21 protein-coding genes are annotated in these 22,050 nt (G+C 44.3%); 20 read left to right on the top strand and 1 reads right to left on the bottom strand.

The genetic code is table 11. The features are described 5' to 3' along the window. The first annotated feature begins 32 nt into the window (after positions 1 to 32). The 8 genes from MCJ35_RS05995 to MCJ35_RS06030 all read left to right on the top strand — a co-directional run bounded on the left by MCJ35_RS05995 (position 33) and on the right by MCJ35_RS06030 (position 11,236). The gene (locus MCJ35_RS05995) at positions 33 to 1,142 is read left to right on the top strand and encodes a glycosyltransferase family 32 protein (protein WP_051400540.1); all 1,110 of its coding nucleotides are present in this window, start codon (positions 33 to 35) and stop codon (positions 1,140 to 1,142) included. 11 nt (positions 1,143 to 1,153) lie between these two features. Continuing rightward, complete coding sequence (locus tag MCJ35_RS06000; RefSeq protein WP_025482499.1) at positions 1,154 to 2,230, top strand: FkbM family methyltransferase; 1,077 nt, start codon at positions 1,154 to 1,156, stop codon at positions 2,228 to 2,230. 54 nt (positions 2,231 to 2,284) lie between these two features. Next, positions 2,285 to 3,445 carry a glycosyltransferase family 2 protein gene (locus tag MCJ35_RS06005; protein WP_162158508.1) on the top strand — a complete coding sequence of 387 codons (1,161 nt, stop codon included), beginning with the start codon at positions 2,285 to 2,287 and terminating at the stop codon, positions 3,443 to 3,445. A gap of 112 nt (positions 3,446 to 3,557) precedes the next feature. After that, positions 3,558 to 4,796 (top strand): glycosyltransferase family 2 protein, encoded by a 1,239-nt coding sequence (locus MCJ35_RS06010; RefSeq protein ID WP_025482497.1) that lies wholly within the window; start codon positions 3,558 to 3,560, stop codon positions 4,794 to 4,796. A gap of 35 nt (positions 4,797 to 4,831) precedes the next feature. Further along, positions 4,832 to 6,271 (top strand): DUF4422 domain-containing protein, encoded by a 1,440-nt coding sequence (locus MCJ35_RS06015; RefSeq protein ID WP_081739018.1) that lies wholly within the window; start codon positions 4,832 to 4,834, stop codon positions 6,269 to 6,271. Between the two features lie 48 nt (positions 6,272 to 6,319). Then, on the top strand, positions 6,320 to 7,642 hold the full coding sequence (locus MCJ35_RS06020; protein WP_025482494.1) for a glycosyltransferase: 1,323 nt from the start codon (positions 6,320 to 6,322) through the stop codon (positions 7,640 to 7,642). Positions 7,643 to 7,652: 10 nt separating this feature from the next. Continuing rightward, entirely contained in the window at positions 7,653 to 8,828 is a 1,176-nt protein-coding gene (locus MCJ35_RS06025) for a capsular polysaccharide synthesis protein (RefSeq protein WP_025482493.1), read from the top strand. Positions 8,829 to 8,857: 29 nt separating this feature from the next. Continuing rightward, positions 8,858 to 11,236, top strand: a complete 2,379-nt coding sequence (locus tag MCJ35_RS06030; protein ID WP_025482492.1) for an FAD synthase family protein — start codon at positions 8,858 to 8,860, stop codon at positions 11,234 to 11,236. Between the two features lie 248 nt (positions 11,237 to 11,484). Here the strand turns inward: MCJ35_RS06030 and MCJ35_RS06035 are convergent, their stop codons facing one another. Next, a complete protein-coding gene (locus MCJ35_RS06035; RefSeq protein WP_025482491.1) occupies positions 11,485 to 11,850 on the bottom strand; it encodes a helix-turn-helix domain-containing protein in 366 nt (121 codons plus the stop codon). 480 nt (positions 11,851 to 12,330) lie between these two features. Here MCJ35_RS06035 and MCJ35_RS06040 point away from each other — a divergent pair, with 480 nt between their 5' ends. The 12 genes from MCJ35_RS06040 to MCJ35_RS06095 all read left to right on the top strand — a co-directional run bounded on the left by MCJ35_RS06040 (position 12,331) and on the right by MCJ35_RS06095 (position 22,039). Continuing rightward, complete coding sequence (locus MCJ35_RS06040; RefSeq protein WP_162158507.1) at positions 12,331 to 12,498, top strand: hypothetical protein; 168 nt, start codon at positions 12,331 to 12,333, stop codon at positions 12,496 to 12,498. A gap of 38 nt (positions 12,499 to 12,536) precedes the next feature. Beyond that, positions 12,537 to 12,926, top strand: coding sequence for a flagellar basal body rod protein FlgB (gene flgB, locus MCJ35_RS06045; protein ID WP_025482489.1), 390 nt, complete (start codon positions 12,537 to 12,539; stop codon positions 12,924 to 12,926). 32 nt (positions 12,927 to 12,958) lie between these two features. Continuing rightward, positions 12,959 to 13,276, top strand: coding sequence for a flagellar hook-basal body complex protein FliE (gene fliE, locus MCJ35_RS06050; protein ID WP_025482488.1), 318 nt, complete (start codon positions 12,959 to 12,961; stop codon positions 13,274 to 13,276). A 36-nt stretch (positions 13,277 to 13,312) separates the two neighbouring features. After that, on the top strand, positions 13,313 to 15,016 hold the full coding sequence (locus MCJ35_RS06055) for a flagellar M-ring protein FliF C-terminal domain-containing protein (RefSeq protein ID WP_025482486.1): 1,704 nt from the start codon (positions 13,313 to 13,315) through the stop codon (positions 15,014 to 15,016). A gap of 37 nt (positions 15,017 to 15,053) precedes the next feature. Next, entirely contained in the window at positions 15,054 to 16,055 is a 1,002-nt protein-coding gene (gene fliG / locus MCJ35_RS06060; RefSeq protein WP_240299785.1) for a flagellar motor switch protein FliG, read from the top strand. Beyond that, positions 16,030 to 16,863: a FliH/SctL family protein gene (locus MCJ35_RS06065; protein WP_240299398.1), complete on the top strand. Its 834-nt coding sequence runs from the start codon at positions 16,030 to 16,032 to the stop codon at positions 16,861 to 16,863. The genes fliG and MCJ35_RS06065 overlap by 26 nt, the downstream gene beginning before the upstream one ends. A gap of 8 nt (positions 16,864 to 16,871) precedes the next feature. Continuing rightward, positions 16,872 to 18,173: a FliI/YscN family ATPase gene (locus MCJ35_RS06070; RefSeq protein ID WP_025482482.1), complete on the top strand. Its 1,302-nt coding sequence runs from the start codon at positions 16,872 to 16,874 to the stop codon at positions 18,171 to 18,173. A gap of 14 nt (positions 18,174 to 18,187) precedes the next feature. Then, positions 18,188 to 18,646, top strand: a complete 459-nt coding sequence (locus tag MCJ35_RS06075; RefSeq protein WP_025482481.1) for a flagellar export protein FliJ — start codon at positions 18,188 to 18,190, stop codon at positions 18,644 to 18,646. A 68-nt stretch (positions 18,647 to 18,714) separates the two neighbouring features. After that, positions 18,715 to 19,962, top strand: a complete 1,248-nt coding sequence (locus MCJ35_RS06080) for a flagellar hook-length control protein FliK (protein WP_025482480.1) — start codon at positions 18,715 to 18,717, stop codon at positions 19,960 to 19,962. A gap of 17 nt (positions 19,963 to 19,979) precedes the next feature. Continuing rightward, the gene (locus MCJ35_RS06085) at positions 19,980 to 20,555 is read left to right on the top strand and encodes a flagellar hook assembly protein FlgD (RefSeq protein ID WP_025482479.1); all 576 of its coding nucleotides are present in this window, start codon (positions 19,980 to 19,982) and stop codon (positions 20,553 to 20,555) included. A gap of 29 nt (positions 20,556 to 20,584) precedes the next feature. Continuing rightward, positions 20,585 to 20,968: a TIGR02530 family flagellar biosynthesis protein gene (locus MCJ35_RS06090; RefSeq protein ID WP_081739017.1), complete on the top strand. Its 384-nt coding sequence runs from the start codon at positions 20,585 to 20,587 to the stop codon at positions 20,966 to 20,968. 69 nt (positions 20,969 to 21,037) lie between these two features. Next, positions 21,038 to 22,039, top strand: a complete 1,002-nt coding sequence (locus MCJ35_RS06095; RefSeq protein WP_025482476.1) for a flagellar hook-basal body complex protein — start codon at positions 21,038 to 21,040, stop codon at positions 22,037 to 22,039. The last annotated feature ends 11 nt before the right edge of the window (positions 22,040 to 22,050 follow it).

Raw genomic sequence — 22,050 nt, forward strand, 5'->3', positions numbered from 1 at the left:
ATTTTATTTTACTACAGATGGAGAATACAAGGATGGTCGATTTAATACATTGCGGAAAAAAAGATTTTGCAGACCAAGTCAAAAATCGAAAATTTGTATGTTTTGGGGCTGGAAAGCGCTTCTTGAAGTTTTTGAAATATTGGGTATCGGAAGAGAATATTAATAATATACTGTGTGTTATCGACCAAAATAAAGTAAACGAAAAGATGGAATACCTTGATAAAGATATACCAATCTATAGTATGGAATATTTCATTAGTAATAATCAATGTGATGATTTTATTCTAATCATAACTAATCTGTATGATTGCATGGAAATAGTAGGGACTTTAGATCAATATGCCCTGTTTAATGATAAGATTTGTTTTATAGAATACATAATAGATGATGGGTATCAGGGACAAACATTTAATCTCACAACAGATTCTGCTTCTGAAATTGATAAAATAATACATTACTGCTGGTTTGGGGGGACTGAGATTCCGGGAAATCTACAAAAATGTATTGATAGCTGGAAAAAATATTGCCCCGATTATAAGATAATTCGATGGGATGAAAGTAATTATGATGTCGCCCAAAATAGGTACATGAAGGATGCATATGATGCTCAAAAATGGGGATTTGTTCCGGACTTTGCAAGATTAGATATTATTTATAACCATGGGGGGATTTATTTAGACACAGATGTGGAATTAATAAAATCGTTAGATGTATTGAGAAAGAATGAAATGTATTGTGGGTTTGAGGATAATCATTATGTGAATTTAGGATTAGGATTTGGTGCAGTTAAAGGCCATGGGTTAATAAAAAGGATGTTGGATATGTATGACGATTTGATTTTTGATATACGTTGTGGAAATCCAACTGCGAGTCCGGTTTACCAAACACAAGTATTGTCTGAGGAAGGCATACAAATAAATAATACGTTTCAGAGGATGGAGAATGTTACGGTATATCCTTCAGAGGTACTGTCACCTATAGGGTTTCGAAGAATTGGAAGTGGTGTGACACGGAATACGGTTTCAATTCACCATTATGATGCTTCATGGGTGGAGGATAGATTGAAAAACAAGGAGAATTTGAAGAAGAATAAAGACAGATATTTTCAGAGAGCCAAAAATGTATTTTTAAACAAATCTTAAGAGGGAGAATCATGGAAAAGTGGATTGGAGAGTGTTCTGAAGTATATAAAATGATGGGTGATGATATTTCGAGGAAGATATATGAGACACGAATTATGTATTCGTTGACAGGGGCGGATGAATATAAGTACAGATTGGTGAATGAATTTTCTGTATGGAAAGATTTGCAGTGTTTATTAGATGGATGCAGAAATAAAAAGCCTATTTTATTATATGGAATTGGAATACGTGGTAGGATTCTGGTGGATTTTGGTGAAAAATGGGATGCGATTATAGATAATTCCTCTGAATATGAATCAAATGCAGAGTATAAAGGAATTAAAATATATAATACAGAAGCTGCTAAAAAAAATTATCCGGATGCAGTAATTGTTGTTGCAAATAGGGAGGGTTTTGAGGAGATTCAAAAGAGTTTATTAGAAGTAGGATACGAGAAGGAGGACATAATTAATTTTGGGAAAATGTGGAACGATTTTCGGGATTCACAGTATTTTAGTCTGGAACAGCTTCCGCATGCAGATGACGAGGTTTTTGTAGATTGCGGAGCTTATGATGGTATGACATCCGTGCAATTTTCAAACTGGTGTCAAGGAAGATATGAAAAAATCATTTGTTATGAGCCTGACACTCAGAATGTCCGAAAATGTGAAGAAAATTTGAAAAGAAATTTGACTCAAAATAAATATATTATTATTCCGAAAGGGAATTGGAGTGGTGTGGATCAACTCTTTTTCAACGAAGAGGGAACGGTGGCATCAAAGATTGATCAGAGAGGAACGGCAGTAATTAATGTGACATCCATTGATGAAGATGTAAAAAGCGGCAAGATTTCAAAGATTACATTTATTAAGATGGATATAGAAGGAGCAGAGTTCGACGCGCTCAAAGGGGTTGAAAAAGTGATTAAAGAGCAATCTCCTAAACTGGGAATTTCTGTATACCATAAAAGAGATGATATATTTAAAATCCCGGCTTTAATTAGACAGTTCAATCCGAGCTATACTTTTTACTTAAGACATTACTATTTAGATGATACAGATACAGTTTTATTTGCGGTTCCCAAAATGGAAAAGCTATGCATCAGGTAATTATTTTAGGGATAGATGTTTTTGAAGAATGTTAAAGTTAGGGAGCAGAATAGAATGTTAAAGTTAGGAGTGGTAGTTCCTGTTTATAATGCGGAAAAGTATTTGGATAAGTGTATTTCCAGCATTATAGGCCAAACGTATGGCAATATGGAAATTGTACTGGTGGATGATGGGTCAACTGATGGAAGTGGAACGATATGCGATAAGTACGCAGAAAGAGACAGTAGGATACATGTGATACATCAGAAAAATCAAGGAAAACTTGCAGCAAGATACCAAGGCGTTAAAATGCTTATGTGTAAGTACATAACATTTGTGGATGCGGATGATTGGATTGCTAAAGACCTCTATGAAAAGATTGCTGTCTATATGGAACAAGATATAGATGTCATTTCTTTTGTAATTACAAGATATTTTTCAGATGATTGTATAGTGGAGTCAAAAGATAAATATACCGTTGGAGAATATGGAATTGGGAGATTGGCAAGCGAGATTTTACCATCTATGATATGGGATTACGACAGGACACGGTTTGGATTGGACCCATCTCTTTGTAATAAAATTTTCAAAAGAAATCTTCTTTTATCACAGCTAAGAGCGGTACAGAAGATTAATGTATCGTACGGAGATGATATGGCTGTAATATATCCGTTGATGTTAGAAGCTGAAAGTCTTATGATTACAGATTGCGGATTATATTATCATCGGCAAAGAAACAGATGTGAAGTTGCACCATATTATGAAGATGATTTATTTTTTGATAAAATACTAATACTTTATCATTATCTGAAAGAACGCATGGGCGATGTTCCCTTATTTGTTAAGCAATTAGACTATATGTTGGTTAGTGAGATTAGAGGCAGGCTCAGAAAATATGGAAATTATCCAAAGAGGATGTATTTATTCCCGTTTAATCAAGTTAAAGCTAATCAAAGTATTATTCTGTACGGTGCAGGGGCAGTTGGACAAGCATATTATAAACAAATCAAGGAATTGACTTATGCCAATATTGTGGCATGGGTAGATAAAAATTGCAGACAATATGAAGATTTAGAAGTTGAAGGTGTAGAAGTCATAAGGAACATTAAGGAATATGATTATATTGTAATTGCGGTAGAAAATGAAAAGGCTGCGTGTCAGATTACAGATAATCTGGTTAATGAGATGAAAATCGAAAGAGAGAGAATTATTTGGAAAATATATTATGGTAACTAAGCATTATCTGTCACGGGAAAACATAGATGGAAGAAAAATGTATGAGTGCCGCAGCTATGCTGAACGATTTTTCGTTGGAAGTCCATAATAGGCGAAATAAAACGGAGGAATCATGAAATTTTCAATTGTTGTTCCTGTATATAACGTAGAACCATTTTTAGGGGATTGTTTGGAAAGTATTTTGACACAAAACTATGATGATTATGAAGTCATCTGCGTTAATGATGCATCGACAGATAATTCCTTGGTAATTCTACAGGACTTTATAAAAATGAATAAAAAGATTAGATTAATAAATAATTCCGTTAATAGAGGACTGTCCTTCAGCAGAAATTGCGGTATCAGGAATGCTTCAGGGAAATATATTTTGTTTGTGGATTCAGATGATATTCTGTGCCAAGGGGCACTTAAGAAACTGTCAGAAGAGGCGGACCGGTATGATACAGATATCATCTATTTTAATATGATGGTAAAAAATGAAGGACAGTGGGCGAAAGAGAAAGGGGGTCCGCAAAAAAAACATTATAAATATGAAGGGACATACACAGGACAGGAATTGTTTGTTAAACTGTACCAAAATGATCAGATAATAGTTGAAGTATGGCGTCAACTGTTCTTAAAAAAGTTTATAGATGAGAATAATCTGTATTTCTATGAAGGGATAGTGCATGAGGATGCTCTCTTTTCCGTTATTTGTGCGATGAAAGCCAGACAGGTATCATATCTTGAACAGGAATTATATATATACAGAAGACGGGATGGCTCTATAATGTCGAAGTTGTCTGCTAATAGAATGGAATCTTGTTTTATTGTGCTCATAGAGTTATGGAATTTTTGGTATAGTAACACATTTTCGGCAGAGGTAAATGAAGCGCTTGGCAGATATTTGAAAATGTTATTCCATCAGTTTAGGTATATGAGATGTTATTTCCCGGAGGTTAATACAATATCTTATGGCGGGCCCGCAGAACAATTTATGTTTACTATGTTGACCTCAGATGATTGCGCTCATATTAAATCTTCTTATTTATCAAGCGCTCAGTTAAAGTACATAAAAACTGCTGAGAAGGTAATTGTATATGGTGCGGGAAGAGTCGGAATAGAAGTAATCCATTTGCTGCGTTTGGAAAATATTGAGGCAGATGTTGTTGCTGTTTCTAATAAGCATATAAATCCAGACAATGTATTGGGTATAAAGATTGAACAGATTGATGAATTAACAGGCTTAGAACATGCCGTAATCATAGCAGCGGTTACTGAAAAATATCGCGGAGAAGTTTCAAACAAACTAAAGCAGCTAGGGATGCTGGATAATGTGATTTTTTTACAACCAAAGGATGCTGTACTGTAGCAATATATAAACCATGAGATAATAGGGACGAGTTTATGGATACAGAAAGAATTATCATATATGGAAAAGGTAGTGTGCTTCAAAAGAATGCCTCACTGATAAATTGGAAATCTATCATAGCAGTTGTAGATATGAAGGCTGTACCGGGGGAGCAGTTTTTCGGTGTGCCCGTCATTCCTCCAACGGAAATTGTAAATCTGGAATTTGACTATGTAGCTATTGGTTCTGAAAAGTTTTATGAGCAGATAAAGGGACGCTTGCTGGGGGAATTTCTGGTTCCGAAAGAAAAAATTATTTCCTGGAAACTCCTTATCTCACCAAAGTATATGTTTGGAGATGTATCCCTAGACATCCTAAGAAAATATATTAAAAATAATAATATCTTGAGTGTGCTTGATATAGGAATGTTGGTAATCCCTGAATATCTTTTTTCCAAAGAGGAATTATCAGATATTGATTTACACATAGATGGAATCGGAGAAACGATATACCCATGTTATGATCTGATATATGGCACGTGTTATCGGACACTTGGAGCTTGTAAAGATAAATATGATTTGGCGCTCATATGGTCTGAACAGGATATAGGCGCGGTGCTGAATGAACTCCGTTGGAAGGTAAAGCATATTATGATAGTCCTTCCATACTTTAAGAATCAGAAGAAACAGGGAGATTTAAATCAGCAGATAGAGCAATATGGGGAATTAAAGCATTTTTCTACTGTGGATGGGCAAATTTGGATTCTTGATTGTACAGATATGGTGAAAAAAGATATGGATTCCCCAATCTATGTGGTTACCCACAAAAAATATGGTGTTATACAAGATAAGCCCTACATTCCAATTTGTGTAGGCAATGCATATAAAAATGATGATTTTCTGTCTGAATCTGTGGGGGATAATATATCACATTTAAATATAAAGATAAATGAATGCACTGCAATTTATTGGATATGGAAAAATACATGTTCACCATATGTAGGTATAAATCATTATCGCAGATATTTTTATAACGATGATATTATGAATTCAGGAAACTTCCTGGATAGCCATCACATCCATGCCATTATGCAGGAGTATGACATGATTGTGCCCATGGCTGTAAGAAGTGAATTTTGTACATGCATGGAAATAATTCAGAATTCGATTGATAAGGATGCCTTTGAAAATGGGAGGACAATATTGAGAAACATTATGTTGGAAAGGCAGCCAGCATATGTTACGGTATTTGACGATGTAATGAATGGGCATAAAGGGATATTACTGAATATGTTTGTGATGAAAAGGGAGATTTTTAATGAGTACTGTCAATGGCTTTTTTCATTTTTGATAGAGGCAGCTGAAAAAATCGAGGTAGACAAATATGATGCATATAGTAAAAGGGTAATAGGTTTTTTTGCAGAGCGCATGCTGACAGTCTGGCTGACAATGCATCCATATAAGATGAAAGAGCTGCCGGTTTTGCTTCTGGGGTAAGGAGAGGTTGTTGGAAAAGATTATGGAATAACAAGGAGAATGTTATAGTTGAAGGACAGTAATATGGATAAGAAAATCATTTCAGTATCAGTAATCATAACCATCCACAACGCAGAGGCATACCTTCGGGAATGCCTGGACAGCGTTGTGAACCAAACTTTTAAAGATTTTGAGATTTTATGTATTGACGGCGGCAGTTCAGATTCCTCTCCGGAAATACTGCGGGAATATGCAGCAAAAGATACCAGAATCAGAATCATAAATGACAACAATACCAGCTATGGGCACAAGATAAATATCGGGATGGATTCTGCCGTGGGAGAATATATAGCGGTGGTGGAGTCCGATGATCTGCTGGAGCCTTATATGCTGGAGGAACTTCATAAAATTACCGAAAGATATTCTCCTGATTTTGTTAATGGGGAATATCGTTATTTTTTTGATATCGGGGATGTAAGGATATTCATTCCCCACACAATGTATTGTCTCCAGCCATACCATCGCCTTATACATAACCATAAATGTCCAAAGAACTATGAAATCATGGACCGCTACTGGACAGGCCTTTATAGAAGCGAATTCATAAAACGAAACCATATCCGTCTGAATGAGTCTCCAGGCGCGTCCTTCCAGGATATGTCCTTCCGCTTTTTACTCAGTATCCTGGCGGATACATGTTATCATACGGATATACCTGTGTATCAATACCGTATGGATAACCCGGGATCTTCCATGAAAGACCAATCGAAAACGGTAGTGATTGCGGATGAACATGATTATCTGGAAGAGGAATTGAGAAAAAGGAGTATTACGGAAAAAGAAGTATGGGAACAGAAATACTATTGGAAATATTGTGATTTTCATGGAAATATCCACCGGCTTCAGGGATTAGGCAGGATGGCCCTTTTTGAACGATATATGGAAGAATTAGAAAGGGATATTGATAACATCCCGGATTACAGCGAGGATAGATATCCCTATGCTTCGTGGTGGATTTTAGAACACAGGCAGGAGTATTTGGGACAGCTGGATCAGGAATATAGGGCCTATGTGCAGAAGATGGAGCATTTTCAGAATTTGTATCAAAGCATCATACGAATCAAGCAGGTGGTTATCTTTGGCGCAGGGAAACATGGTGAGACGGTTTACCGTAGATACCTGAATACCTTTCAACGGTTTGTGTGCTGTTTTGCTGACAACCGCAGGGAGGGCAGTAGACAGATATTTGGAATACCTCTTCTGTCTCCAGGTGAAGCGGTTAGGAAATATGGGGAAGCCGTATTTGTTGTGGCAAGCAGTATATATGGGTCGGAAATGAAGAAGCAGCTCATTAATCTGGGAGTTGCGGAAAAATCTATATACAGCATATGAGGAGAGAATAATGTTTGGAATATCCGAAGCAGCTGATTTGATTAAGATATTTGAATCAGACAGGCCCATTGTTTTATATGGTGCAGGTTTTTACCTTAATCAGTTTCTGACAGAACTGCTCATGATGAATCATAGCTACATAAAGAGGATTGAATGCATCCTGGTACTTGACATGAAGGGAAACCCGTCAGATGTAATGGGGATTCCTGTAAAAAAATATGACGGTCATATTCTAACCCCACAGCATGATGTGCTGCTGACCTTGGGAAAGCGTTATTTTGATTCAGTATACGGGTGTTTGGAAGGTAGTGGAAGCCGAATCGTTTCAATTGACTTTGATATGTTTCAGAGAAAACCATATCAGGAGGTTTATGCAAGTATTGAACCCTTTTTGTCTGAATTCCTGGAGAAGCATAGGGATGGAAATTATAAGGAACTGAATTCTTCCCGTGCAAGACCGGGGGATTTCTGCGTGAGGGCATGGAGCTGCTGGTGGCAAGGGGAAGATGAGGCACCAGAACTTGTGAAAGCATGTTGGAACAGCCAGAGGAAGAATCTTCCAGAGGGGATTCCTCTTGTAATCATCACCAGGGATAATTTTGGACAGTATATTGCACTGCCGGACTATATACTTGAAAAAGTGGAGAGAGGAAGTATTACGCTGACTACATTGTCTGATATTATAAGGGTTAACCTGTTATATAAGTTTGGTGGAATCTGGTTTGATTCAACACTGCTTCTTACGGGGGATTTGCCAGTCAAGGTTTTTGATTTTCCTATATACACCAGGACCCTTCCTGAGACACAGTACTGTACAAAAACAGTCTGGGCAGATTGGTTCATCTCCGCGACCCCCGGTCATTTATTGTTCCGGTTTGTGTCAGATGCTTTTAATTATTACTATTCGGTGTATGACAGTATACGGTATTATTTCATGATAGATTACCTGATTGCCATATGTTGTAATACATTTTCTGGAGTGCAGGATGATTTGATGAATATTCCTAATAATAATGAAACTGCACTTGAATTGGGGAGACATCTGCAGGATGAATTTGATGACATGGAGTATAGGAGACTGACCAGTGGATCCTATGTACAAAAGCTGTCATATAAAATCAGTTGGAAAACAGATAGCCGGAAAGAAGATAGCATTTATTGGCATGTTATTAAAAACAATCAATAGGATACATCTTTTGGTCAGGGAGGATATGAATGGAAGAAAAAGCAGACATTAATCAGATCATTGCGGATATGCCCACAGCCCTTTTAAGCTGGTACGGCTTTGAGAAGCCTGGGCGTATCCTTTACATATCCGGTGGGGAGGACCATCTGTCCCGTTCATTAAAGGCGCAGGGCAGGGATGTATCCTGTCTGGGCATGGAAGGGTCCGTGTCGGAGACATTCCTGTCCGGACACTTGGGAAGCTTTGCTTACATCATGGCCGTCCAATGTCTGGAGCAGGCCGATGATCCAAAAAAGGTGCTGACAGCCTGGCGCATGCTCCTGTCAGAGGATGGGACCTTGCTGCTGGGGGTGAATAACCGTTTGGGGCTGTGTTATTTCTGCGGGGAGCAGGATATCTATACCAACCGCAGTTTTGACGGCATAGAAAACTACCGCAGAATCCGCATGGAAGATAAGCAGGATATGATGGGCAGGATGTATGCAAGATTCGAATGGGAGCAGATGCTGGGGGACAGTGGTTTTTCCCATAATAAATATTTTTCCGTACTGCCGAAGCTGGAGGCCCCACAGCTCCTTTTTAGTGAAAAAATCCTGCCTATGGAGGAGCTGGGGATGCGCCTGTTTCCCATGTACCACAATCCGGATACGGTATTTTTGGAAGAGGAGTATCTTTACACTTCCCTTAGTGAAAATGGGATGTTCCATCAGATGGCGAATTCTTATTTGATTGAGTGTTCCTTAGACGGGGTATGCTCGGATGCGGATCAGGTGACATTATCCGTGGACCGTGGAAAAGAAAGTGCACTGGCAACCATTGTAAAAGATAACGGTCAGGTGGAAAAGAAACCTTTATATCCAGAGGGGATAAAAAGGCTGCAGGTACTGCATGCACACCACAAGGAACTGGAAAGCCGGGGAATCCAGGTCGTAAAGCTGGGATTGGATCATGGAAGCTGTGTGATGCCCTTTGTGCCGTGTGAGGCCGGGTCCCTGTATCTGAGGAAACTGTTTTATAGTGATATTGACCGGTTCGTTGAAAAAATGGATGAATTCCGGGACCTGATTCTTCAATCCTCCAATTTGATTCAGCGTCATGTAAAGGTATCTGAACTGCTGGATGAGGAAAAAAAGGAGCTTGGGGAGGACGGTACGGACAGGGATGACCTTGGCATGGAAATCTGCCTGGAACATGGGTTCCTGGACCTGGTTCCGCTGAACAGTTTTTATGAAAATGACACTTTCCTGTTTTTTGACCAGGAATTCATGGAAGAAAACCTGCCGGTGAAGGTGCTGCTGACAAGACTGGTGGATCTGACATACCAGGGGGATGCACGGATGCCATATATCCTGCCGGCGGAGTTTTTCCTGAAGCGTTACGGATTGGAGGAGCATATTGATGTATGGAGAAGGAAAGTCTGGAAGTTTACGGCACGGCTGCGCAACGAGAGGCAGCTTCGCAGCTTCCATGAGAAGTACCGGAGGAATGACGGCATTGTGAACTCCAACCGGCAGCGCATGAATTATTCTGCATCAGAATATAAGCGGATATTCATAGATATTTTCAGCGGATTGGAAAATAAGAAACTGTTCCTGTTCGGTTCGGGTAATTTTGCAAAACAGTTTACTGCATATTATAAAAATGATTATACCATATCTGCCATATTGGATAATAATCAGGAAAAGTGGGGGCAGGATTTAAATGGAATCCCCATTGTTTCTCCTGAAACCATAACACAACTGGAACCATATCAGTATAAGATAATCATATGCATCAAAAATTATGTAGGCGTCATGAAACAGCTTAAGCTGATGGGGACTGTTAATTATGCTGTTTATGATACGGAAGCAGAGTACCAGCGCAGACCTGCAGGAATCCCTGGCATTGGGATAACTGGCAGAAGGAAGTCGGATTTTGTGGAACCTGATATGGAGCCAAATGGCTCACCGGGCGGTACAGGAACAGGTGAAGTAACTGGGAAAAAATATCACATCGGTTATATTGCAGGTGTATTTGACCTTTATCATATCGGTCATCTAAATATGTTTAAACGTGCTAAGGAACAGTGTGATTACCTGATTGTCGGCGTTGTGACGGATGAAGGGGTACGCAGGAACAAGAAGACGGATCCCTTCATTCCATTTAGTGAACGTATAGAACTGGTACGTGCCTGCAGATACGTGGATGAAGCAGTTGAAATCCCGTTAGATTATAACACAACCAGGGATGCTTACCGTCTGTACCGGTTTGATGCCCAATTTTCAGGCAGCGATTATGCGGACAATCCGGACTGGCTGGCTGATAAGCAGTTTTTAGAAAACCATGGTGCGGAAATGGTGTTTTTTCCCTATACGGAAGGCACCAGCTCGTCAAAAATAAAGGAGGTCATCAGCCGGCAGTTATTATGAGTGGACCTGAGGAAAAAAGATACACGCACATATGATGGGGATTCTGCAAGAAGAGACAATTTAAGAAGTTTTGAGAAGTACCCAGGCCGCCACTTAAAGTTGCGGCCTTTTCCTGACTGTAAAATGAAAAGTAAAGCTTTCCCTGGTCCGTTCATACGGTTGGGAGTGTGCTTGTTGGCCTGCAACGGTATTGTAACGTGTGAAAGATATATCATGAATAAATGCATGAATCATTTAGATTAAAAATCTTAAGAATCGTTCCCGTCGTTGTCATCCGCCTGCGGATTTCTGTAGTCCAGCATTTTCTGCTGCATATGCAGAAGTTCTTTTGCCATGACAAGGAGGTAGTCCTGTGTGTCAGGCAGCAGTTGGGAGAATAAATCTAAAAGTTCCTTTTTATGAGGAGAGGATACAAACATTTCCCCTTGTCCACGTACCAAATATTGTTCAGATACATTGAATGTGATACAGATAATCCGGACATACGTGTCGGATAAAGGTCGTATGCCGTTTTCAATCATGGAATAGGAAGTCTGAGTTATTCCCAAATATTTTGCAAATTCTGTCTGTGTGTACCCAAGGGCCTTTCTTACCTGCTTTAAACGCTGAAGCACAAATTTACCTCATTTCTATATTACATATAGCTAATTCTGCCTGGCGTCTTACTGTTCTCATCCGCATGGAAAATTCTTCCACCAAGCAGGGGGAGCATATTCCTATGATAAACCTAAAAAGCAAATTTGAACATACCAAATATGATTTTAAGATACACATTTATAATTTTTTATTTACAAACAGTTGACGGAGCAACCAGCATTGCTTCAATGTAATACATTTTAAACGATTATTTTATATTATCATATCATAGGTTTTATAAAATTCAAGGCTTATAAATATTCATATTCTATTTTTATTTTGTGCTCATATCCTTTTATTTTCAGGTAACAGATTTCTCATAGATATAAAAAGAATAGATTTTTTTAATAATCATGTCATATCTTAATTGATTTTTTATTAATTTGGTGATATTATAATATAACAAAGAAAATAAAACATATCTGTTAAGAACCGTTTTAAGGAGTGATATGAATAATATGCAAAAGACAAGGTCTGAAGAAATGGCTATGATTTTCAGGCAGCTTGCACCTATCAATCAGCGATATCTTCTAATGATGGTTTATGTGGCAGATATCGCGGAAAAGAATGCAAGAAAAAAGCACTGGGCACAAATGGAAAACAGGCAGGGAAATCATGAGGCCTGAAAACCCGGTCTATTTTTACGGAAAAGGAAGTTTTAAAGATGTCAGGATTATATGGAAATGGAATCGCACTTACGGAAAAGGTGCTGGATTTTTTGTGGGCCAGACAGAGTATAACACTTAATAATATAGCGAATGACGATACGCCTGGATTCAAGTCACAGCATGTCTCATTTGAAGACGAACTGATACGTAAGTTCCAGGGCGTGGAAAAAAGTCCCAATGCCCCATCCGCGGTTTCCAAGGCTATCGAAGGAACCAAGGCCAGACTTGAGACAACTTGGGCCGAATCCAGCCGTTTGGATGGCAACAGCGTGGACATGGATCAGGAGCAGGTGGAGCTGGTCCGCGCCGCCTATGAGTATCAGCATATGGTCAGTTCCATTAATAATGAAATCACGCGTCTGCGGAATGCTGCAAAGGCATTTTAGGAATACTGGATAAAAGGGGAAGGGAAGCGGATATGGAAACAGGTACATCGTTTATTACGTTAATGAAAGCGTGGGAACCAATACAGAAGTCACCTGATGTAAAAGGGGGCGCAGGCTATTCGTCAGAGACACCTATATTCAGGGATGTCCTTCATAATGTGGTCGGTCAGGTTTATTCCACACAAAGGGATGTGGAGAAGAAACAATATCTTCTGGCCACAGGACAACTGGATGACGCGCATTCACTTCCCATAGCAGAGGCAAAAGCCGCGCTGAGCCTTGAGGTGATGATATCCCTGCGGAATAAGGCCATGGAATCATACAGCGAGCTGATGAAGATGAATGTCTGATTTTTCATATAAACAAAAGTAAAAGGCTGGATTATCATGCAAAAATTAAAAGACTACTGGCAGAATCTATCAGACAATTCAAAAAAAATGCTTATGGCAATTGCAGGAGGGACTGCTGCAATTGCCATTATTGCGGTGTTGGTTCTTAAATTGGGTACGAGCACGGATTACAGCACCCTGTTTACAGGCCTTAACAAGGAGGAAGCCCAGGAGGTGGTCGCTCTTTTACAGGAAGAGGGGATTGACTACCGGTTTAATGATAAAGATGGGGCAATCCGCGTTCCTGCGGCAGGGGCAGACCAGACCAGGGCTGAGCTTCTCGCCAAGGGATATCCTAAAAGCGGTTTTACATATGATATGTACCGCAGTAATGCAGGGCTCATGACAACGGAGTCAGATAAGAAGCAGTATACCTTATATGACTTACAGGACAGGCTGGGAGCGCAGATACGCCTGTTTGAAGGGGTACAGGATGCCAAGGTGACTATTGCTGAGGCAGCGGAACAGAAGTATGCCCTTCAGGATAATACGAACATGGATGCCTCCGCTTCCGTGGTTGTTACCATGGCGGCAGGACAGAGTCTGAATGACAGCAAGGCATCGGCAATTAAGAATCTGATAGCCAGGTCGGTGAGAGGACTGAATTTCACCAATGTGGCTGTTTTTGATGCGGATACAATGATGGAAGTGGGGGGGAGCAGTACAGGGGAGGATGCCTTTGGAAGCGCCAAGGACCTGGCGGCCCTGACCGGACTGATTGAGAATAATATCAGCATCAATGTGCGCCGCGTTCTGGAAAAGCTGTACGGACAGGGCAATGTGGCTGTATCGGTAAAGGGAACCCTGAATATGGAGCGTCTGATACAGGAGAATACCCGGTACAGTACGCCGGAGAAGATAAATGAGCAGGATAAAACAGGACTTCTGAACAGGGAAGACACGCTGAATGAGAATTCGGCGGCATCGGACCAGGGGGCTGGAGGCGTGGCTGGAGCAGATGCCAATGCGGATACACCGCGTTATACCAATCAGGCTGATACCCAGGCCATAGCAGACAGCTACAGCAACAGCAGCGCCACCAGGGAATGGCTTTACGATTCGGTAAAGGAACAGCGTCAGGTGGACCCCGGGGTGCTGGAAAATGCGACGGTGGGCATTGTGATCAATACAGATGATACCACTACGGTGACCAATAACCAGCTGATTAACCTGGTGGCCGATTCCGCGGGTATTCCACGGGACCAGGCCAGTCAGAGCATCACCATTGTCAGGGCGCCGTCCCAGGAAGTGGTGCCGGTCATTGTCCCGCCGGATCAGCCGGGGACGCTGGATAAAAGTCTGCCCCTTCCCATCATCATAGCCATGATAGCTGGCGGGGTTTTAATCCTTCTGCTTCTTTTATTGCTGCTCATGGAGAAAAGGCGCCGCCGCAAAAAGACGGATGAGTATGTGGATTCACCCAATCTTTACGCTGTAGGGGAAGAGGCCGGTGGGGCGGAGACGGAAGTTCCTGTCAATGTCCTTAATACGGAAGCCGGTATCCAGATGCAGGCAGAGAATGCTGAGATGGAACGCAATGAGGAAATCCTTAACCTCAGGATGCAGCACAGCCTGAAGCTGAAACAGAACATAGGGGATTTTGTGGACCAGAATCCCCAGATAGCAGCCAAGCTTGTACAGAGCTGGCTGAGGGGGGAGGTAGAGGATATTGCCGGAAACCGTAGAAGAAAAGAAAGATAAGACGGAAGCGGCCAAGGGGCCTGTGGATATCAAAAACATGGATACAAAGCAGAAGGCGGCTATTGTGGTTGTTTCCCTTGGGGCTGACAGGGCTTCCCAGATTTATAAATATCTGAATGAACAGGATATTGAGGACCTGACCTATGAGGTGGCCAAGATGGGAAGGACCACCAACAGCCAGGTGGAGGGGGCGCTGGACGAGTTCTATAAGCTCTGCCTGACCCACAAGATGATGACGGATGGCGGGCTTGATTATGCCAGGAATGTTCTGGAGAAGGCTTTTGGGGAGACAACGGCAAGAAGCCTGTTGGAAAAGGTGTCTAAAACCCTTCAGTCCAAGCCCTTTAATTTCTTTATGAAGGGCGATCCCAAGGCCCTGCTGTCCCTTCTGCAGCACGAACGTCCTCAGGTCATCGCGCTGATCATGTCCTACATGGACCCGGAGCAGGCGGCCCAGGTGCTGGAGCAGCTGCCTGAGGCCAAGCGGATCCCCACCCTGGAAGGGATGGCGAAAATGGACCGGGTATCCCCGGAAGCCATCGCCATTGTGGAAGAGGAGATGAAGCGCAAGTTTGCCACCATCATTACCAGCGAGGATAACATGAACCTGGGCGGTGTGGATTATGTGGCGGATATCATGAACCATGTGGACCGCACCAATGAAAAACGCATATTTGATGAAATGGATAAGATTAATCCTGACCTGTCCCAGAGCATCCGCGACAAGATGTTTGTATTTGAAAATATCCTGGATATGGATGACCGTTCGGTACAGCGCTTTGTCCGTGACTGTGATCCAAGGGATATCGTATATGCGCTTAAGAGCGCGTCCGATGAGATGAAGCAGGTATTCTTCTCCAACATGTCAAAACGTATGGCTGAAACCGTACAGGCTGACCTGGAGATTACCACCAATGTCAGGATGAAGGATGTGGAGGAAGCGCAGCAGCGCATTGTCAATATCATCCGGAATCTGGAGGATGCTGGTGAAGTGATTATCAAGAAGGGGGGAGATGATGATGACAACATCATCGTCTAGCTGCATCATAAAGCCGGGAGCGGGAATCGAAATCATGCGGTTTGTCCCTCCTTCCGAGACGGATATGGCACCGACAAGACAGGAAGGCGGGGTTAAGGGGCCGGAGCATGCCGGGACCGGGGAAAACCATCCCGGTCCTGCCCCAAGGGCGGCAGGACCGGAAACAGCGGATTTTGTTGGGAACGCCAGGGAGGAAGCCCGGCAGATACTTCTGAAGGCCAACCAGATGGCTGGGGATATCCTCAGGGATGCAGGGATACAGGCAGGGCAGCTTAAGAAAAACGCCATAGAGGAAGGCTGCAAGGAAGGCTTTGAAGCGGGATACAGAACGGGAACAGAGCAGGCGGCCGCAGAGCAGGCTGGGTTTTTCAGACAGAAGGAAGAAGAATTCAGGAGCGGTATGGAGCAGGCCCTGGCATCCATTGACCGGGAAAAGGAAAAGAGTCTCAGGAACTACCTGGAGGAATTAAAGGATTGTTCCATTGCCATTGCTGAAAAGGTCATACACATCAGCCTTAGGTCCAGCGGGGAAGTCATCAAGAGGATGCTTGCAGCTGAGACGGAAAAGCTGAAAAAGACGGCCTGGGTCAAGATATATATGGAAAAGACGGACTATGACATGATGGTGGAGGCGGACGCGGATGTGGTCAGTGAACTGGCCAAGCTGTCGGATAATATAAAATTCGTGGTCATGGATAAGGAGTCCAGTGGAAACTGCATCATTGAGATGCCGGATGAGATAGTTGATATCAGTGTGGATACCCAGATGGAGAACATCCGGGAAATACTGGGAAATATCAGGTTTTAGGAGTGCTTATGTTTGAGAAAATCCCCAAACTTGTTTCTAAATCAGAAACAGTCAGCCATATCGGGAAAATTGAAAATGTGGTGGGTATGTTGATGGAGGCTTCCGGCGGAAGGTGCAGTATCGGCGATATCGTGATGATTTACAACGAAGAGCAGAACTGCCAGATGCCGGCCGAGGTGGTGGGCTTTAAAGACGGAAAGATACAGATTATGACATATGAGGCCACAAGCGGCATCACCTCAGGAAGCTTTGTCCGCAATACGAAACGCCGCCTGAAAGTGCCGGTGGGGGATTTTCTCGTGGGCAGGATCATCAATGCCATGGGGAGTCCCATAGACGGCAAGGAGGAGTTTAAGGCGAACCGCTTCTACACGGTCAGCAGTCCTTATACCAACCCCCTTAACCGTCCCCCTATCAGGGAACGCCTGGAGTTTGGCATTAAGGCCATAGATGGTCTTAATACCATTGGAAAAGGACAGAGGATTGGGATATTTGCAGGTTCCGGCGTGGGTAAGAGTACCCTCATGGGCATGATAGCCAAAAATGTGAAGGCGGACATTAATGTCATTGCGCTGGTGGGGGAACGTGGAAGGGAAGTGCTGGAGTTTGTGGAAAAGGACCTGGGGGAGGAAGGGATGCGCCGCTCCATCCTGGTGGTGGCCACCTCGGACCAGCCGGCCATGCTGAGGATGAAGTGTCCTCTGGTGGCCACCACCATAGCGGAATATTTCAGGGACCAGGGCAATGATGTACTGCTTATGATGGACTCCCTTACCCGTTATGCCATGGCCCAGAGGGAAATCGGCCTGGCAATCGGGGAACCGCCCATTGCCAGGGGATATACGCCCTCCATCTACGCGGAATTCCCCAGGCTTTTAGAGCGGAGCGGTAATTTTAATAAGGGTTCCATAACAGGGGTCTACACCGTGCTGGTGGAGGGGGATGATACCAATGAACCCATAGCGGATACGGTGCGGGGGATACTGGACGGGCATATCGTGTTGAGCCGGCAGCTTGCCAATGAGAACCATTTTCCTGCCATTGACATCGGGGCCAGCATATCCAGGCTTATGGTGGATGTGGTTGGGGAGGAACACAGGAAGGCGGCCTCGCATTTCCGCAACATGCTGGGCCTGTACCAGAAAAATTCAGACCTTATCTCAATCGGCGCATATAAAAAGGGGACCAACGCGGCCCTGGACGAGGCGGTTGCCAGGATAAACAGCATGAATTCATTTTTGCGGCAGGGCATTGAAGAGTCATTCACTTACGACCAGACCCTAAGTCTCATACAGAATATCGCAGGTTAAAGGAGGGACTGCTGTTGAAACGGTTTAAATACAGCCTTGATACCGTGCTGGATTATAAGACCCAGGTGCTTGATGAACTGAGGTCGGAACATGCGGTCATTGCCAGGAATGTCATGACGAAGCAGGAACAGATTGTCAGGATGAAGGAACGATTAAACGGTTTTCAGGAGGGGTTTGACCAAACGAAATCCATGGGCGCTTCCATTGAGAACTTCCGCCTGTATGACATGTGTATCGGGAGGATGGAAGAGCTCATCAGCCAGGAGAAGGAAGAGCTGTCTTTTTTAAGAAAAAGGGAAGAGAGCAAAAAGAAAGAGGTGATATCCGCAAAGGTGGACACCTCCAAGTTTGAAAAGCTGAAGGATAAGAGGATGCAGGCATATCAAAAAGCCGAGATGAAGGAAGAAGAGGGCTTTGTGGAGGAATTCATCATAAGGGACATTACGAGAAGCCGGTATCAGGGCCGGGTATAGGCCGGATTAAGGTAATCATGGCTGTCAGGCTGTTGATTATAAATATCATATAGAAAGGAGGGACAGGCATGGAAAGGATGGACTTGACACAGATGGTGCGGCAGGCCGTGCAGACCGCGGATTCCGGCGTATCTCCAAACCGGGATAAAGAGGATGACAGGAGCGGCGGGGACTTCCTGCAGATGTTAAGAGGCAGGCAGCAGGCGTTAGACCGCCGGGACAGGGAAGAGCGGCTGTCGAAGAAGGATGGGTCCGGGGGTAAGAAAAAACCGGCGGTGAAACAGGAGGACGGCGCAGAGGGACAGGAGTCCGGACAGGGGCTGTTGGAAGCCACAAAAGCAGGCGCAGGCGATATCCTGAAGGGTTTCACATTGCAGTTCCGGTTGGATCAGGGACAGCTTACAAGGGAGTGGGATGCCGCTGTTTTAGAATCACATCACACGGGTTCCCGGATGCCGCTGCAGGATCCGGTTGTCCTGGAAGGTGCGGGGAATGAACCTGTTAAGGAGCCACGGCAGGCGCTGCCGGATTATACGGTTTCCTGGCCGGAAATCCGGACAGATATGGAACAACAGATTCCGGATATGGGGAAAAGCCCCGCTGGCCAGGCGGTAGGACAACTTCAGGCCTTGGGAAAAGAAGAGCCATTCCCGGTACCTGTGGCAGAAAAAAGCCGTAACCAGGAAGAACCTGTCAGAGTCAAAACGATGGACGGGCTTACCAGGCCGGTAACGCAGGAACATGGACCCCAACAATCCGTTTCGGATGCCCCTGTGAAGGCGCAGACCCAGGACAGGACCGGCGCCAATGAACAGCCGGAAAAGGAACTGCCCTTGGCTCATGCAGTGGATTCGCGGCCAATGGTATCCAATCAGGATTTTGGGACCGTGGGACAGGCAGAGGCACAAAGCCCTGTGAGGACAACCATGGAGGAACTGCCTGAGGCGTTTGCCAAGGCCCTGGCAGACAGGATGCCGGATAATAACGGCACGCTGACCATTGAGTTTGAACCGGCTTCCCTGGGAAAGGTGACCTTGAGGGTCATATATGAGGCTGGGCGTACATCGGTGTCGCTGATGTCGGACAACCCTAAGACACTGGAAATCCTCAGCCAGAATGCGGGGCAGATAGCTGGAATCCTGGAGGATAAGACAGGCAGGGAGACAGTGATATACACATATCAGCCACAGCAGCAGTTTGCTGATAGAAGGGAAAGCGGCAGGGAAGGGCGCAGGGAGCCGGGGAATCAGAAAAGCGACAGAAGAAGGGAGCAGCGGGATTCATTTGCGCAGCAGCTCCGGCTGGGCCTTGTATAAACAGGAGGATGAAACAGATGGCAGATGGTATTACGGTAAGCGGAACCGCGGACCCTTATACACAACAGGTTTATTCAGCAGGATCCAATGAAAAGAATACGCTGACAGTTACCAGCTTTATCAAGCTTCTGGCAGCGCAGCTGGCCAATCAGGACATGACCAATCCCATGTCTAACAGTGAGATGATGGGCCAGATGACACAGATGGCCATGGTGCAGTCCATGGGCGCCATGACGGATTCCATCACCACATCGACGGCGGTTACCAGTCAGACGTATGCCGCAGGCCTGGTGGGGCAGGAGCTTACGGTGGCAGTAACAGAGGAAGGGCCTAACGGCCTGCCGGTGCCGGTAAATGTCAAATACGGAACGGTGGTATCCGTGAATCTGACCGGAGGCGTGCCTATGATTAAGCTGGAAGGCGATGATGAGGAATATCCTCTTTCCTATGTTCTTGGTATTGGCCGCATTGATAATCCTTATGCGGAGGAAGGGAAGGATAAGGAAGAGGAGGATAAGGGAGGAGAAAGTGAAGAAATAACGGAGGAAGGTAAAACAGGGAATCCCCTCCTGGATGAGAACCTGTATGTCTGATTTTTTTATGCATATCAGGGAGGAAGAATATGATGGGAGTAAACGGAGTATATAATCCAGGCCTTGCCCAGACGGCCGGAACCGGCAAAGCCATGTCCGGACAGGACGGGAATGGCCGGGGTGCCAGTTTTGGCGAGATCTTAAAGGCCCGTATGGATGACAGCCTGAATTTTTCCAAACATGCCTCCAGACGTTTAGAGGAGCGGGGCATCGCGGTTGACAGCCAGCTTTTGGGCAGACTGGAGCATGCAGTGGAGGAGGCGCGCAGGAAAGGCGCCAGGGATGTGGCGGTCATAGGCAGCCAGGGCGTGTTCATTGTCAATGTGCCGAACAACGTGGTGGTCACCACCATGACGCAGGAAGATATGAAAGACAGGGTTTTTACAAATATTGATAGTGCTGTCCTGATGTAGGCAGGACTGACAGAGTGCCTGGCCGGATGCCAGAAGCGCACCGGCAGGGGCAGCAGAAAGGACTGAATCATGTTAAGAGCAATGGACTCAGCGGTCGCAGGTCTGCGGGCGCATCAGAGTAAATTAGACGTTATAGGAAATAACATAGCAAATGTCAACACCTTTGGATTCAAGGCACAGACCTTTACTTTTAAGGAGGCTATGTACCAAAGCGCCGTCAATTCCACCGGAGGGGTCCTGGGAACGGCTGCAGGAACCAACGGCGCCCAATACGGTTACGGAACATTGATGGGCGCCATTATCACGGATATGACGGCCAGCACGCCGTCCCAGGTAGGTGGGCTGAACGCATGTCTCAATGCCCAGGGCTTTTTCATCACCGCGGCTGTACCGGACAAGAGCACATCCCTGACAGGGACAGACACGGCCGAAATCACAGCCAATATTAAGGGAGCCGGTTATGAGTATACCCGGGTGGGGCAGTTCCAGCTGGACAGCCGTGGACATCTCACGGACGGGAAGAACTTTGTCTATGGTTTCCGGGAAAAAGATGATGCAAGCGATGTGGATCCCGATAACCTGATGTCCCTGCGGGTCCCCACAGCCGCAAAACTGGAAATCGCAACGGACGGCACAACCTCATGGGCATTGGAATTTGACGATGACGCGGAATCACTCCTGACCTCCAGCATACAGATTAATAGCCTGGGTGAGGTTACGGTGACGATTCCGGTAGACGTGACCAAAGCTGATGGTACCACGGCAACTGAGGACCGCCAGGTAACCATCGGTAAGGTTGGAGTGGCTACCTTCCAGAACCAGGAAGGACTTATGAAGGCCGGAGGCAGTTACTATGTGGCTTCCACGGGCGACAACTCAGGCGCCTGTTCAGCCACTGTCCCGGGAGGGGCCACCTCCTCCCTTATGAGCGGTTATCTGGAGGCGTCCAATGTAGACCTGGCAAAAGAGTTCTCAGAGATGATTACAACCCAGAGGGGATTCCAGGCCAATTCAAAAATCATAACGGTCAGTGATGAGATATTATCAGAATTGGTTAATATGAAGCGGTAATAATATGAAGC

It is taken from the genome of Enterocloster sp. OA13, assembly GCF_022440595.1.
GTDB lineage: Bacteria > Bacillota > Clostridia > Lachnospirales > Lachnospiraceae > Enterocloster > Enterocloster hominis.